Genomic DNA, 14,788 nt, shown 5'->3' on the forward strand with positions numbered 1-14,788 from the left:
CGCTTGCTCACAGCCACCGCTGTTCGCGAGCGGCCTGTTGCACTGTCTCGATGAGGAGGCGGACCGCGGGCGGCGGGTTCTCGCGATGCAGCAACCGAACCGGGAGCTTCGCGAACTCGTCGGCGATCGGGACGAAGTCCGCAACGCCTTCCGGGTGCACCAGCTGCGCCGAGGCCGGCAGCAGGGCGACCGACTTCTCCCGGCGCAGCACTGCCATGACGCGGCTACCCGGTACCGGGTTGTGCACGGTCTGCGGTGAGAATCCCGCTGTCGTGAAGACGTTCTCGATCAATCCCTGGTAGCCCGGCGCGAGGTTCGACGGCGTGATGACGAATCGTTCGCCCGAGAGTTCGGCCATCCGCACGCTGTCGCGGCCCGCCAGAGGGTGCCCGCTGGGGACAGCGAGGATCAGCGGCTCGTTGCGAACGAGCACCGACACGATCTCCGGGTCATCCGGGTTGTAGCGGACGAGCCCGACATCCCAGGTGCGACGCCGGATCGCGTCGAGAACGTCGTTCTCCCACATCTCGATGGCTTCGAAGGACAGGCTCGGCAATCGCTCCTGGACGGTGCTGAACAGCACCGGCAACGTTTCGTACCCGATGCTGAGCGTGTAGGCCACGCGGACCGTCCCGCGACTGCCCGCTTCCACCTCGCGAGCCCGGACGACGGCGTCGTCGTAGCGTTCGAGCACGTCCAGAACATCCGCGAGGAAACCCGATCCTGCCGGAGTCAGCCGCACGTTTCGGGTGTCGCGAATGAACAGCTCCACGCCGATCCGCCGCTCGAGTCGCTTGATGCGCTGGCTGAGGGCGGGCTGCTCGATGTAGAGGCGTTCGGCGGCCGTGGCGAAGTGCAGTTCCTCCGCGAGCACGACGAACGAACGCAGCAACGCCATATCCACATTCATGCATGAACTTTATCAATGTCGTCGGCAATTGTCTTGAGTGGCATCTCGCTGCGGCCATAACGTCGCTTCAACGGAATTCGCAACTACGGAGAGGTACCTCTCGATGACCGACGCACCCCCGAAACTTCATGGCTCGATCGTCCCGCTGGTCACCCCGTTCGACGCTGATGGATCGGTGGACTTTCCCACCTTCCGGAAGCTAGTCGAGCACCACGTAGGCGCGGGCAGCCACGGAATCTCGATCACCGGGACCACGGGCGAGCCCGGTGCGCTCAACCTCGACGAACGCCTGCAGATGATCGAGGTTGCCGCTGAAACGGTCGACGGAAGACTGCCGTTCGTACCGGGGACCGGCACCCACCAGCTGGCGGAGACCATCGCCATCACCAAGAAGGCGAAGGAGGTCGGGGCGGATGCGGCGCTCGTGATCGTGCCCTACTACGCGAAGCCGACGCAGGACGGCCTCTACGCCTGGTACAGCCGATTGGCCGAAGCCGTGGACATCCCGCTGCTGGTCTACAACATCCCCTCCCGAACCGGTGTGGAAATCTCACCCGAGACCGTCGGTCGCTTGTGGCGTGACGTTCCGCAAGTGATCGGGATGAAAGAAGCCAGCCCCGATTTCGCGCACGCCAACTTCGTGCTGCGCGAGACGGGCCCGGAATTCCTGTTGTTCTCCGGGCTCGAAGCGCTGTGCTTCCCGCTGCTGGCGATCGGCGGTGCCGGGTTCATCAGCGTCACAGCGAACCTGGTTCCGCGCGAGATAGCGCGCATGTACGACGCCTACGCCGGAGGCGACTGGGACGAGGCCCGCAAGCTGCACTACCGACTGCTCGATCTCAACGACGTGGTGCTCACCGAGACCAACCCCACGGCGGTGAAATGGCTGCTGGGGCAGTCAGGCATGATCAGCCCGACGCTCCGCGCGCCGATGGCGCCGCTGTCGGAGGCAGGCCAGCAGCGAGTGCGCGCCGCGGCCAAGACCTGGGGCCTGTTGTGAGGGCGCTCGAGTCGGAGGTCGAGAACCTCCTCTCCGGCGTCAGCACCGCGACCATCGCCAGCCAACTGCTCAACCGCGGCCTGCGCGACCAGTTCATCACCGGCGCGGCACCGTTGGACTCCTCGATGCGGATGGTCGGTGTCGCGTGGACCATGCGGTGCATCCCCTCTCGGGAAGACCAAGAGGGCCTGTGGCCCGGCTCCAAGGTGGTTGCCGGGCTGTCGCTGTTCGACGTCGTCGAAGCGACCCCGGCGGGCGCGGTGTTGGTGATCGACGCGCGCGGCCAGTCACGGACCGCGACCGGAGGGGATCTTCTCGTCGAACGGCTCAAGGCACGCGGGGCGAGGGGGCTCGTCACCGACGGCAGCGTGCGCGACGCCGCCTCGGTGGCGGCGACCGGGCTTGCCTGCTACTCGGCGGGGAAGACCGCGAACGTGAGCCGGGCGTACCTGCGCGTGGCAGATCAGGACGTGCCGGTCGGCTGCGGTGACGTCGCCGTCTACCCCGGTGACGTGCTGGTCGGCGACGGCGACGGCGTGGTCGTGATTCCCCGGGATCTGGCGCGCGAGGTGGCCGAGGCTTCGGTCGAGCAGGAAGGTCTCGAAGAGTTCATCGCGACCAAGATCAGGGCAGGTGTTGCACTTCCGGGTGTCTACCCGGCATCGGCCGAGACTCTCGCCGAGTACCGGGAGAGCAGGAGGAACTTATGAGAATCGCGCCGGAGAGCTTGGACCCGGAAGCCACCTACAAGCTGATGACTGGCATCGTCGTGCCACGCCCCATCGCTTGGATCACCACCCTTTCCGACGACGGAGTGCTCAACCTCGCTCCGTTCAGCTGCTTCACCTTCGTCTCCAACAAGCCGCCGATGATTGGGATCAACATCGGCCGGAAGAACGGGGCGCGCAAGGACACCGGAAATCACATCCACGCGCGCGGTGAGTTCGTCGTCAACATCCCGGACGAGTCACTGATCGAAGCCGTGCACCTCAGCGCGATCGAGTACCCGTCCCACATCAGCGAAGTCGAGGAGCTCGAACTGGAGTCGCTGCCGTCCGACCACATCGGCGTAGCGCGCCTGCGCGATGTGCCGGTCAGCCTCGAGTGCCGCTTCCACAGCGCCACCGAATACGGCATGACCGGGGCGGAGTTCGTCGTCGGTGAAGTCCTCGCCTTCCACGTCCGCGATGCGCTCCTCACCAACGGCAAGATCGACACGGCTGCCATGCGACCGATCGCGCGGATCGGCGGCCCGAACTACGCCGCCCTCGGCGAGATCACCCGGATGCAGCCGATCGGCCAGACGCCCAAAACCTTGGTGGACGGCAACGCCGACGCGTGATCGAACGAACGCTGCATTCGGGCGTCGACGTCGCGACGACAGCGGAATGCATCAGCGGAAAGGACATCCGTTTGACCTTGTAGGCATGACCTGGCGATGAACACCACCAACGCGCAGTGGCTCTGCACGATCCCGACGCTGTCCGGGTGGACGAAGCGGGCTGGGGACGTGCCGGCCCTGGCGCGAGAGGTGCTCAGTTTGATGATCTTCCGCCGATGGGTCTAGGGTTGCGAGGCGCTTGTCGACTGTCGCGCATCCCGGACGTCGATGCAGGGTCCAACGGCCCTTATTCCTGGTCGACCCATGCCGTTACCTGACGCTGCCGGAGTCCCTTGAGGGAAGTTGGGAAACAAGATCATGCGCGCGGTCGATGTCGCCGAGCGCAAGATTCTCCTCGAGGCGGCACGGAGCCGGCTCTAAAGCCGCACTCACTCCGACGGGAACAGTTGCTCGACGATTTCCGACAGCGCGCGGCGAGGGGTCAGCGGCCCGGGGAACTCGTGCGTGACCGGCCATCCGATCCGGATCGCCAGCTGTGGAAACCCGTTTCCGCCGAGGACCTGTTCCCGCACCTGGTTGCGGGACTCGGCGACCTCGCCGATCTGGCTCAACGGGCAGGTCGCCAGTCCTTGCTCCGTCGCGCTCAGCAGCACCGCGCTCAACGCCTCTCCGGCAGCCAGCCAGCTCTCGTAGCTGTCGCCATGGGTCGCCAGGACCGCCAGCACCGCCCCATCGTCCAGGATCGGCACGGGCAGCTCCCCCTCGGCGACCAGGGCGAAATCTCGCTCGGGCATGCCGCGCAGGTGTTCGGCCGGAATGCTGCGGGCCGGCACCCCCTCGGCGGAGGCATGCCGACCAGCCCAGGCGGCGAGCTCCTGCCGGTACTCAGGTCGCTGGCGTTGCACCGAGCCCGCGTGTTCGATCGCCAGTTCCAACTCCCGACGTGTCCTGTCGTCCAAGGCGAAAGTGAGCGTGCAGCCCTCCACCCGCGCGACCTCGCGCAGGGGCACGAGGACCTTCCCGGGAACCGGATCTTGCAAGAACGGCCTCCGGTCGCTGCGCCGGTCCGCCGCAGCAGCAGCCAGCGTCACCACATGCTCGTCGACCTCATCCAGCCTGCTGAATTCGATCGACGCCAGATGATCCGGTTGCGCAGGATTCGGCAGCCGGTGCACCCGGGGCTGCCATCCCTCGGCGGCGAGCGCGATGCGCACGTGGTTCAGCATCGCTCCGCAGCTGATCACCAACTCGCGCCCGGTCGGGTCGAGGTCCGGTAGCAGCCGGGAGCTGTCAAGGTAGAGGTGCACCGAGTGCTCGGCTACCTTCCACCGCCACGGCTGGCTGTTGTGCACCGACGGCGCCCGGCACGCCAGCGCCAGCGCCGAACGGACCGTCTCCTGCGACGGAACTGCCCTTCCAGCCATCACGCCCACCCCCTACGGCCAATGCTGGCGCAAAGCCGACAAGGTCACCCGTTTCCGGTTCGCCGTCGCGTGGGTACCGCGTTCCCGACCGTTGATAAACGGGTCGACCGGCCCTAGCCCTCGACCGCGCTTGCGTCGACAGTGGAGACGCCGGAGATAGGTTCGCTTGGAGGAAATCATGACCAGCTTGTTGCCGAGGCCAGGAATGGGATTGCCCGACATCTTCCAGATGTTCGAAACCGAGTGGCCTTTCGGTGAACGGCACGCAATGCGGTTGGAGACCTATGCCGACAAGGGCGAGTTCGTGGTCCGCTGCGAACTGCCCGGTGTGGACCCGGAGAAGGACATCCACATCAACGTCGAAGGCAACCAGCTCAAGATCAACGCCGAGCGCAAGCACGAAGAACGCACCGACCGGCACAGCGAATTCCACTACGGCGCTTTCAGTCGCACTCTGCTGCTGCCGACCAGCTGCAACACCGAAGAGATCAAGGCCGAGTACGAAGCAGGAATCCTGACCATCAACATGCCACGACGGGAAATCGAAGCGCGCAAGGAAATTCCTGTCGCACGCGTCGGGAAGTAACCGTCACTGCAAGCAGTCCCGGCGGCTGTGGGTGTGCTCGATGCACGAGGGCGTCGATCGCGATGTGCTGGAGGTAGCCGTCACGCTTGCTGCACGCGCGCCATCGCTGTTCAACGTCCAACGATGGCAATGGCAGGCGGGGCGAACTCGTTGCACCTGCTGCTCGACAGATCCAGTGGGCTATCTGTCACAGATCCCGCCTTCCGGGAGTTGACGATCAGCTTCGGGGCTGCGTTGCATCACGCGGTTCTCGCCGTGCACGCCCTTTGTCGGCAGGTCCGGGTCCAGCTGTGGCCCGACCCCGCCGCGCCGGATCGACTGGCGGCGATCGGTTCGCCGCGCTCGCTGAGCGCGCTGCTCGCCCGCTTCGCGTCCTTGGCGGGGACCCCATGAATCCCTGGCTGTTCGGTTTCGACGAGTTCGACCCCGGTGATGAAGGTCGCCGGGAGGCATTGTGCACGCTAGGCAACGGGTACTTCGCCACGCGCGGTGCCGCACCGGAATCCTGTGCCGACGGCGTGCACTATCCCGGCACCTATGTAGCCGGCTGCTACAACCGCCTCACCACGACCATCGCTGGTCACGAGGTGGAGAACGAGTCGTTGGTGAACATGCCGAACTGGTTGCTGCTGACCTTCCGCATCGACGGTGGCTCGTGGTTCGACCTGGCGCAGGTAGAAGTGCTCGACCACGACCAGGAACTCGACCTCGAACGCGGCATCCTGGTCCGTCGGTTGCGCTTCCGCGACAGGCAGGCACGGACGACGCGCGTCGTGCAACGCCGGTTCGTGCACATGTCCCGACCGCACCTCGCCGGCCTGGAGACCACGCTCGTCACCGAAGACTGGTCAGGCACGATCACATTCCGCTGCGGCATCGACGGGCGGGTGACCAACTGCGGCGTCGCCCGCTACCGCGACCTCGACGGGCACCACCTCGTCGACTACCAAACCTCCGAAGTCGCGCCGAACATCACCGTCCTGCACGCGCAAACGTCCCAGTCCCACATCCACGTCGCCGAAGCCGCGCGGTTCCGGGTGTTCGTGGGCGGCGAACTCGTCGACGTCGGCCAGTCCCTGTTCCGGCAAGACGACCTGATCGCCCACGACTGGACGTTGGACGTCGCGCAACAAGCCGAAGTCCGGGTGGAGAAGATCGTCTCGCTACACACCTCGCTGGATCGCGCCAGCACCGAACCCGTCACGGAAGCCGTCAACGACGTGCGCGACGCCGCCGGATTCGACGACCTGACCCGATCGCACAGCCTGGCGTGGGCACGCCTGCACCACCGTTTCCGCTATGGACTGTCGATGAGCGATGGTGCGCAAGAGGCCGTGCACCTTCACCTGTTCCACCTGCTGCAGACCGTCTCGCCGAACACCGCCGACCTCGACGCCGGTGTGCCGGCGCGCGGGTTGCATGGCGAGGCCTACCGCGGCCACGTCTTCTGGGACGAATTGTTCGTCCTGCCCACCCTCAATCTGCGCATGCCACAGTTGGCTCGTGCTCTGCTCATGTACCGCTACCGCCGACTGCCACAGGCACGGAAAGCCGCCCACGACGCGGGATTCTCCGGTGCGATGTTCCCTTGGCAGAGCGGCAGCAACGGCCGGGAAGAAAGCCAACGCCTGCACCTCAATCCCCGCTCAGGCAACTGGCTGCCCGACCACACGCACCTGCAGCGGCACATCGGGCTCGCCATCGCCCACAACGTGTGGCACTACCACCAGGCCAGCGGGGACGAGGAATTCCTCCGCGACTTCGGTGCCGAGATCATCCTGGAGATCGCCCGCTTCTTCTCCTCCCTCACGCACTACGACCGTAGCCGCGACCGATACACCATCCGCGGGGTTGTCGGCCCGGACGAGTACCACACCGCATACCCCAGCCGGGATCGACCGGGAATCGACGACAACGCCTACACCAACGTCATGACCGCCTGGCTGTGTTGCACCGCCGTGCAGGTCCTCCGCGAGCTGCCCGACCAACGGCGCGGAGAACTAGTCGACGCACTGGAGATCCGCCACGCCGAGATCGACCGCTGGAAACGGATCTCGCAACGCATGTTCGTCCCGTTCCACGGCAATGGGATCATCAGCCAGTTCGACGGCTACGACCGGCTCGCCGAACTCGACTGGGACGCCTACCGGCAGCGCTACGGCGACATCCACCGTCTTGACCGCATCCTCGAAGCCGAGAACGACGACCCGAACCGCTACCAGGCCTCCAAGCAGGCCGACGTGCTAATGCTGTTCTACCTGCTGTCGGCCGAAGAACTCGAAGACATCCTCGGCAGGCTCGGCTACCCAATGCCGCCGGAGACGATCCCGAGGAACATCGAGTACTACCAACAGCGCACCAGCCACGGTTCCACCCTCAGCGCCGTCGTCCACGCCTGGGTCCTCGCCCGCAGCCGCCGACACCAAGCAATGGAGTTTTTCGACGACGTGCTGGCCAGCGACATCTACGACACCCAGCACGGCACCACCAGCGAAGGCATCCACCTGGCCGCCATGGCAGGCAGCATCGACCTCCTGCAACGCTGCTTCGCCGGCATCGAAGTCCGTGACGGCGCACTGCACCTCAACCCGCTGTGGCCCACCGAACTCGGCCCGCTGGAGCTGACCATCCACTACCAAGGACAGCCCGTCACCATCAAGGTCACCGGCCGCACCGCCACCGTCGGCACCACACCGGGCAAGAAGAGGCTCCCCATCACCTGCACCTGCGGCTGTCGAACGGTCTGCCTGGGCCCCGGCGAAACAGCCCGATTCTCCCTCGAACGCCCAACACGCGGCGCCGACCCGACTACGTTCGTACCCTGAGCAAAGGCTCGTGCCATCAATCGCGACCGGCACGACCGGTCGCCCAGCACGCGCGGCGATCAATTGGTGGCGAGTACTTCACCCGCGACAAGTGTGCTCCGGGCCGCCATCAGTGCGATGCCATCGAGATAACTGGGGTGGTGTGAGGACGACGACACAGGACTGGCCTCGCGAGAGTTGCTCGGTTGGTCACGCTCGGCCGCGTGCCCGTGAGGAGGACAAGGCTTCGGGCAGCCCGGTGATGGGAGTACCGGCCGCTGCGCCTGCCCCCGGGCGGCTGCCGGTGCAACCCTTCGTCACCCAGTCACGGTGCTTTGCGTCACCCGTTTCAGGTGTGGGTCCGCGCCGCGCGGGGTACGCCTGACCGCGGAGGTATGCCGGTCATGTCCGAACCACGCTCAGCACAGCAGCACGCCGCGCACGGCCTTCGGTCTTGGTTGGAGCCGATCCTCCTCGCCATCACGACGAGTGCGTTGCTGATCGGCGTCATCGCCTGGGCGGTTGGCTCTACCGGGACGGCGGATGCGGCGTGGATGGCCGGGACCGCGGTCGCGATCGTGCCCGCGTTGGGATGGATGGCCCTTGCGTTGTGGCGCGGCCACACCGGGGTCGATCTCATCGCCGTGCTCTCGCTCGGCGGCACCCTCGCGGTTCACGAGTACCTCGCCGGTTCGCTGATCGCAGTCATGCTGGCCTCCGGGCAGGCTCTGGATTCCGCAGCGCAGCGCCGGGCCTCCCACGACCTGCGTGCGCTGCTGGAACACGCGCCCCGCTTCGCACACCGGTACACAGGCGATGCGCTCGAAACTGTTGCTGTGGAACAAGTGCGCGCCGGGGACCTGCTGCTGGTGAGCCCCGGCGAGGTCGTGCCAGTGGACGGCTGGGTCGGCGGCGGTGCCGCGGTCCTCGACGAGGCGGTGCTTACCGGCGAGTCCGCCCACGTCGAGCGAGTAGCCGGAGAGCCCGTTCGCAGCGGTGGCGTCAACGCGGGCCCAGCCTTCGACTTGCGGGTCGGTGCCACTGCCGAAGAGAGCACGTACGCCGGGATCGTCCGGTTGGCACGACAGGCCGGTGCGGAGCGGGCACCCATCGTCCGGCTCGCCGACAGGTACGCGGCGTGGTTCCTGCCCCTGGCCCTGCTCCTGGCCAGCGCCGCCTGGTTGATCACGGGCTCCGCGGTGGGCGCCGTCGCCGTGTTGGTGGTCGCCACGCCTTGCCCGCTGCTGCTGGCAGTCCCAGTAGCCGTCGTATCCGGCATGTCCCGCGCCTCCCGGGTCGGGGTGATCATCCGCGACGGCACGGCATTGGAGAACCTCGGCCACGCCACCACCGGGATCATGGACAAGACCGGCACCTTGACCGCAGGGCGCCCAACCGTCGTAGATGTCATCGCCGCTCCGGCTGTCGACGCGGCGGAGGTGCTCCGGCTGGCCGCCTCGCTGGACCAGGCGTCCCCGCACATCCTCGCCGAAGCCATCGTCGCGCACGCTCGCCGACAGCAGCTCTCGCTGGCCCCACCGCGCGACGCGTGGGAACAACCCGGCCGAGGAATGACGGGCATCGTCGATGGCAAACGCGTCGAAGTCGGCAAACTCGCACTGCCCGAAAGCAGACCCCGCTGGACCGACGCCGTGCTCAACCGAGCCATGCTCGACGCCGCAGCCATCGCCTGGGTCAGTTGCGAAGGCGAACTTCGGGGCGCCGTGCTGCTGCGCGATCCGCTTCGCCGGGACGCCCCTAGGACTCTCAGGCGGCTGCGGAAAGCCGGGCTACGCCGCCTTGTCATGCTCACCGGCGACCGCGCCGAACCCGCCCGGGAGGTAGCCACCGTGCTGGGATTGGACTGGGTGCACGCGGAGCAGACCCCCGCAGAAAAGGTGGCCCGCGTCCGCGATGAAAGCGAAACGGCGATCACCATCATGGTCGGCGACGGCGTCAACGACGCTCCCGCCCTCGCTGCGGCGACCGTCGGTATGGCGATGGGCGCACGCGGCTCGACCGCCTCATCAGAGGCCGCCGATGTCGTACTCACCACGGACCGGCTCGACCGCGTCGCCGACGCCATGAGCATCGCCCGCAGAGCCCGCGGCATAGCCGTGCAAAGTGCCGCCATCGGCATGGGCCTGTCGATCATCGCCATGGGCGTTGCCACCGTCGGCTGGTTGCCACCGGCGGCTGGCGCCTTGCTGCAGGAAGGTATCGACGTCGCGGTCATCGTCAATGCCCTACGTGCGCTGCGCGGAAGCCACCGCGGCGAGCTAGCCGTGCCACACTCCACGGAGGACCTTCTGCACCGCTTCGCATCCGAACAGGAGAAGCTCCGTGAAACCCTGCACCTGATCCGTGACACCGCAGACCTCGTTTCGCAAGCCCCCGGTTCGACGAAAGCGCTTGTAGCGCTTCGCCAGACGAGAGCGTTCCTGGACCAGCAGCTCGTCCCGCATGAACGAGCTGAGGAAACTCATCTCTACCCCGCCATCGCCTCTGCTCTGGGTGGCAGCGAAGCCACCGCGACTATGAGCCGCATGCACGCCGAGATCGACCGGCTCAGCAGGAGGATCGGTGCTCACCTGAAGTTGGCGGAATCCCACGGCCGCATCGGGGACGACCAGATCGAGGACCTTCTCGCCACTCTGTACGGATTGCACGCCGTGCTGCGCCTGCACTTCACCCAGGAAGAGGAGAACTACTTCGCGCTCGCAGACACCGACCGCGATTCTTGACGTCCGACAGCTCCGCTCGACCCGAACCAGCCTTGTTGGTGCGTACTTGTGCCCTCGTCACAGCTTCCCGCCAGCGGCGCGCGGGGCGGTCGGTTCGTACCTGGTGTCCCCGGCGGGGTCCCGTTTGAGGTAGTCCTCCAAGTCGAACACGTTGCCTTGCCAGCGATCGGTGATGTTCAGCATCGTGGTCGTCTGCGCGACCTCGTCGACCTGCTCGGAGAGGAACCAGCGCATGAACTGCTCGCCGAGGTGGTCGCTTTCCTCGCCCAGGGCCCGGGACAATGTCGTGACTTCTTCGGTCACGGCGCGTTCCTGCTCCAGGGCGAGCGCGATGAGTTCGCGGGATCGGAAAGAACGTTGCGGACGGCCTGCACATCCGGAATGTCCACCGCGACGTCCTTGTCGATCACGTACTCCCACGATTCTCATCGCGTGATTGCGCTTGCGCACCGACTGCCGGTAAAAGTTACGCGGCCAGCCGGGGCAGATTGCGCTGGTCGAACCACACCGCGCACGCCAAGTACTGCTGCGACGCGTTGAGCTCGTTGCCCACCTGCTCTTCCAACAGGTTCTGGGCACGCGAGGCGCGGGCTCGATCTTCTTCACAACCGCATTCATAGGTAACCGCGACGGCGAAGTGGCGGTGAGCGCGAAAGCGCGGGCCCGTTGCGCGATCGCTGCCCACCGAAAATTGTTGCGGCGACGACGCTCCCGCATGCGCTGAAACAGTGCACGGCGCCCGATCAGGGTGTAACCGGCTCCGTGACGGTGAACTCGCCGCGGATGCCGTCGCCCTTCATGCCGGGCTTGCACGCGGTCGTGTACTTACCGCCCTGCGGCACCTCGGCGACGAGCTGGCGGCTGAGGCCGGGGCCGATGTTCTCGACCTCGCTGACGATCCGGCCGCCCTCGGCGTAAAGGTAGAACTCGGTGACCTGGCTGCCCTTGTTGATGATGTCGAAGCGGATCGTGCCGGCCGCGGCTGAGGTCGCGGACAGCTGGCAGGCATCGTCGGAGGCCTCGACGGTGATCGCGCCGGGCGTGCCGCCGCCGGGCTGGTGGGCGCATCCGGCCACGAGCAGGACCGCGCCGAGTACGGGAACTAGGGTGCGGGCTTTGTTGATCACTTTGCCTCCCTGGTGCGGATCTCGGCGGGCCTGCGGACACCGCGGTGGGGGCGGAGGAACAGCGGGAGGACGATCGCGACGTAGCCGACCCAGATGAGGGCCTCGACCACGGTGGTCTGCGGGGAGAAGTTGAAGATCCCCTTCAGCAGCGCGCCGTACCAGGACGCCGGCGGGACGTACTCGCTGACGTCGAAGGCGAGGACGTGCAGTCCGGGCAGCAGCCCGGCTTCCTGCAGATCGTGCACGCCGTAGGCGAGGACGCCAGCGGCGACAAGGACGAGCAGCACGCCGGTGACATTGAAGAACTTCGACAGGTCGATCTTGATTGCCCCGGCGTAGAGCAGCCAGCCGAGCAGGATCGCGACCGCGATACCGATCAGGAACCCGATTAGCGGCAACACGGTGCCGCCGGCGGCCTGCACGCTCGAGAAGAAGAACACCGCGGTCTCCATGCCCTCCCGGGCCACCGCCAGGAACGCCACGGCGGCCACGGCGACCGGGCCGAGACGCAACGCCTCGTCGAGCTGCCCGCGCAGCTGGGCGGCCAGAGTGCGGCCGGCGCGGCGCATCCAGAAGACCATGCCGGTGACGAAGGCGACCGCGATGATCGAGGCGATCCCACCGAAGGCCTCCCGCGCCTCGAAGCTGAGCGTCGCCGCGGTGTATGACAGCACCGAACCCACCGCTACCGACAGCGCCACCGCGATACCAGCCCCGGCCCACACCAACGGGAGCGCGCGACGGCGTTCAGTGCGGACGAGAAAAGCGACCAGAATGCTGACCACGAGAACGGCCTCCAGCCCTTCCCGCATCCCGATCAACGCATTGCTGAACAGCATTCGCAAATTTCCTTCAACAACTAAGACTTCAGGTAAGCCTCACCTTATTCACAACGGGGTTGCGGAGCTCCAGGGCCGATCGGCCCTATCCGTGCGGCGCCCGTGGTTGGCAGCGTGTTCAGCGTCGTGGCACGACCACCGCGGAAGGCGCGAACAATGACGCGAGCTAAGCGGCCCCTCGTGGTCGGCGTGGACGGCTCGGAATCGTCCATGCAAGCGGCGTTGTGGGCAGCGGGCGAAGCGCAGCTCCTGTCGGCACCGCTAATCTTGGTCTTGGTCAACAACGATCCCACTCGAAAGCCGTACGCCGAGGAAGTGGTGCACGACATCCGCAACCGCTGCCAGGAGTCCGTGAGTGAGCTGGAGATCTCCGAGGAGGTCACCTACGGCCATCCCGCCGAAGAGCTGGTGCACCGATCGGCTTCCGCGCAGCTCGTCGTGGTGGGCTCCCGAGGACAAGGCGCATTCCGGGACGCGTTGCTCGGTTCGACCAGCGCCGCAGTCGCCACGCATGCCTCGTCCCCGGTGGTCGTCGTGCCTGGCGGCGGGGCGGACCTGCCAGGACCGGTCGTCGCCGGTGTCGACGACTCGCCCGGATGTCAACCGGCGTTGCGGTTCGCGTTCGACGCCGCGAATCGCCGGCGCAGCGAGCTGGTGGCGCTGCAAGCGCTGCCGAATGCCTACTTCATCCCCGGCCCCTACGACCATCCGGATCGCGACGAGCTACTGGCCCACGCCAAGAAACGACTAGCCGAACAGCTGTCAACCCTGGCCGGGTCCTACCCAGACGTGGTCGTACGCCAGGTGGTGTCGAACATCCCTCCAGTCCAGGCATTGCACGAGGCCGCCGAGCACGCGCAACTTGTGGTCCTCGGTCACCGCGGGGGCGGCGGGTTCACTGGACTGCTGGTCGGATCGGTGGCCCGTGGTGTACTGCACCACGCGCCGTGCCCAGTCGCCGTGGTTCCCGGTTGACTCCCGATCGTCGGCCGACGGTAGTCGGTGAAGACCCGGGAAGGTGAGAACGGCCGGGCGGACGATCAGCGCTCCGGGGCCGCGGCACCGTCGAGAGTCCGCAGGTCCCCGTCGCCGGTGATCGTGGCGAGGACCGCATCGAGCTGCACCAGCGTCGGGCGCTGATCGGGGTCCGACCGCAGGCAACCGTCGATCGAATCCGCCAGCGCTCGAGGCAGCCGCCGCGAAGCGCGGATGGGCGGCGCGGCCGTCTCCAGCTGGGGAAACAGCTCCGCCCCGGTCCGCTGCGACTGCCCCGGCACCTCGAAGGGGTTGAATCCGGCCGCGGCTTCGAAGAGCACCAGGCCGATCGCCCAGACGTCGGTCGCCGGCCCGAGCATCCCGCCGCGGACCTGTTCCGGCGCCATCGCGCACGGCGTGCCGACCCCGCCGCAGCTGGGGCCCGGTGACCGGGCCAGGCTCAGGTCAATGACGCGCGCGCGGCCGCACTCCGCGATGATGTTGCCGGGCTTGAGGTCCAGATGCAGGTAGCCGCGGTCGTGCAGGTAGCGGATCGCCGAGCACACGTGCTGCCCGAGGTAGCCGAGTTCACGTGCGGTAAGGCGGCGCTTCCCGCCGTCGAGCAAGCTGTCCAGCCTCGCCCCGGCCAGCGTCTCCATGATCAGCACCGGCGAACCGTCCGCCGTCTCCGCGAGTTCGTACGCGCGCACGATGTGCGGATGCGTACACGTCAGCAGCAGGTTCCCTTCGACCACGAGGCTTTCGCACGCTTCGGCGCGGGCTGCGCAGTCGGGACGCACGGCCTTGATGAAGCACCGGCTGTGGCGCCGGGTGCTCCATGCGTCGTAGGTGTCGTATGCCTCGCCCCGCCGGATGTGCTCGATCACCGGAAAGCCCGCGGCGATCTCCTGGCCTCGGCGCAGTGGTGCGGGCGAAGTCGAAGTGGTCACTAGTGCACCCTCTTCCGTGCGAGCCCTTGGATGGGGCTTGTGGTAGGAACTAGGCGGAAGCCGGGGTGACGGCCTGTGGTGGTCGCC

The 14,788-nt window shown here is 66.9% G+C and carries 16 protein-coding genes; 9 read left to right on the forward strand and 7 right to left on the reverse strand.

All coding sequences use genetic code 11. The features are described from left to right. Nucleotides 1-7: 7 nt before the first annotated feature. On the reverse strand, nt 8-892 hold the full coding sequence (locus ACWDKQ_RS26945) for a LysR family transcriptional regulator (protein WP_450141559.1): 885 nt from the start codon (nt 890-892) through the stop codon (nt 8-10). A gap of 121 nt (nt 893-1,013) precedes the next feature. Between ACWDKQ_RS26945 and dapA the strand changes: the two genes are divergently transcribed. The 4 genes from dapA (at nt 1,014) to ACWDKQ_RS26965 (ending at nt 3,477) form a co-directional block, all read left to right on the forward strand. Continuing rightward, entirely contained in the window at nt 1,014-1,910 is an 897-nt protein-coding gene (gene dapA, locus ACWDKQ_RS26950; protein ID WP_450141560.1) for a 4-hydroxy-tetrahydrodipicolinate synthase, read from the forward strand. Continuing rightward, the gene (locus ACWDKQ_RS26955) at nt 1,907-2,620 is read left to right on the forward strand and encodes an RraA family protein (RefSeq protein WP_450141561.1); all 714 of its coding nucleotides are present in this window, start codon (nt 1,907-1,909) and stop codon (nt 2,618-2,620) included. The genes dapA and ACWDKQ_RS26955 overlap by 4 nt, the downstream gene beginning before the upstream one ends. Continuing rightward, on the forward strand, nt 2,617-3,252 hold the full coding sequence (locus tag ACWDKQ_RS26960; RefSeq protein ID WP_450141562.1) for a flavin reductase family protein: 636 nt from the start codon (nt 2,617-2,619) through the stop codon (nt 3,250-3,252). Before ACWDKQ_RS26955 ends, ACWDKQ_RS26960 begins: the two co-directional genes overlap by 4 nt. Nucleotides 3,253-3,348: 96 nt before the next feature. Then, entirely contained in the window at nt 3,349-3,477 is a 129-nt protein-coding gene (locus ACWDKQ_RS26965; protein WP_450141563.1) for a hypothetical protein, read from the forward strand. 203 nt (nt 3,478-3,680) lie between these two features. Here ACWDKQ_RS26965 and ACWDKQ_RS26970 read toward each other — a convergent pair whose 3' ends face one another. Beyond that, nucleotides 3,681-4,676, reverse strand: a complete 996-nt coding sequence (locus tag ACWDKQ_RS26970; protein ID WP_450141564.1) for an Acg family FMN-binding oxidoreductase — start codon at nt 4,674-4,676, stop codon at nt 3,681-3,683. A 178-nt stretch (nt 4,677-4,854) separates the two neighbouring features. On the opposite strand from ACWDKQ_RS26970, the gene ACWDKQ_RS26975 reads away from it, so the two are divergent. The 4 genes from ACWDKQ_RS26975 (at nt 4,855) to ACWDKQ_RS26990 (ending at nt 10,810) form a co-directional block, all read left to right on the forward strand. Further along, entirely contained in the window at nt 4,855-5,262 is a 408-nt protein-coding gene (locus tag ACWDKQ_RS26975; protein WP_450141565.1) for an Hsp20/alpha crystallin family protein, read from the forward strand. Nucleotides 5,263-5,385: 123 nt separating this feature from the next. Continuing rightward, the gene (locus ACWDKQ_RS26980) at nt 5,386-5,655 is read left to right on the forward strand and encodes a hypothetical protein (protein WP_450141566.1); all 270 of its coding nucleotides are present in this window, start codon (nt 5,386-5,388) and stop codon (nt 5,653-5,655) included. Beyond that, nucleotides 5,652-8,087: a glycoside hydrolase family 65 protein gene (locus tag ACWDKQ_RS26985; RefSeq protein ID WP_450141567.1), complete on the forward strand. Its 2,436-nt coding sequence runs from the start codon at nt 5,652-5,654 to the stop codon at nt 8,085-8,087. The genes ACWDKQ_RS26980 and ACWDKQ_RS26985 overlap by 4 nt, the downstream gene beginning before the upstream one ends. A 383-nt stretch (nt 8,088-8,470) precedes the next feature. Further along, complete coding sequence (locus ACWDKQ_RS26990; RefSeq protein WP_450141568.1) at nt 8,471-10,810, forward strand: heavy metal translocating P-type ATPase; 2,340 nt, start codon at nt 8,471-8,473, stop codon at nt 10,808-10,810. A gap of 57 nt (nt 10,811-10,867) precedes the next feature. Here the strand turns inward: ACWDKQ_RS26990 and ACWDKQ_RS26995 are convergent, their stop codons facing one another. The 4 genes from ACWDKQ_RS26995 to efeU are packed head-to-tail and all read right to left on the reverse strand — an operon-like array spanning nt 10,868 to nt 12,776. After that, nucleotides 10,868-11,239 (reverse strand): ferritin-like domain-containing protein, encoded by a 372-nt coding sequence (locus ACWDKQ_RS26995; protein ID WP_450141569.1) that lies wholly within the window; start codon nt 11,237-11,239, stop codon nt 10,868-10,870. A 37-nt stretch (nt 11,240-11,276) separates the two neighbouring features. Beyond that, nucleotides 11,277-11,495 carry a ferritin-like domain-containing protein gene (locus tag ACWDKQ_RS27000; protein WP_450141570.1) on the reverse strand — a complete coding sequence of 73 codons (219 nt, stop codon included), beginning with the start codon at nt 11,493-11,495 and terminating at the stop codon, nt 11,277-11,279. 58 nt (nt 11,496-11,553) lie between these two features. Then, on the reverse strand, nt 11,554-11,937 hold the full coding sequence (locus tag ACWDKQ_RS27005; protein ID WP_450141571.1) for a cupredoxin domain-containing protein: 384 nt from the start codon (nt 11,935-11,937) through the stop codon (nt 11,554-11,556). Continuing rightward, nucleotides 11,934-12,776 (reverse strand): iron uptake transporter permease EfeU, encoded by an 843-nt coding sequence (efeU, locus tag ACWDKQ_RS27010; RefSeq protein ID WP_450141572.1) that lies wholly within the window; start codon nt 12,774-12,776, stop codon nt 11,934-11,936. Before efeU ends, ACWDKQ_RS27005 begins: the two co-directional genes overlap by 4 nt. A gap of 156 nt (nt 12,777-12,932) precedes the next feature. Between efeU and ACWDKQ_RS27015 the strand changes: the two genes are divergently transcribed. Further along, entirely contained in the window at nt 12,933-13,751 is an 819-nt protein-coding gene (locus tag ACWDKQ_RS27015; RefSeq protein ID WP_450141573.1) for a universal stress protein, read from the forward strand. 65 nt (nt 13,752-13,816) lie between these two features. On the opposite strand, the gene ACWDKQ_RS27020 is transcribed toward ACWDKQ_RS27015, so the two are convergent. Next, complete coding sequence (locus ACWDKQ_RS27020; RefSeq protein ID WP_450141574.1) at nt 13,817-14,701, reverse strand: serine/threonine-protein kinase; 885 nt, start codon at nt 14,699-14,701, stop codon at nt 13,817-13,819. Nucleotides 14,702-14,788 lie beyond the last annotated feature (87 nt).

Source organism: Saccharopolyspora sp. NPDC000995, assembly GCF_053599315.1.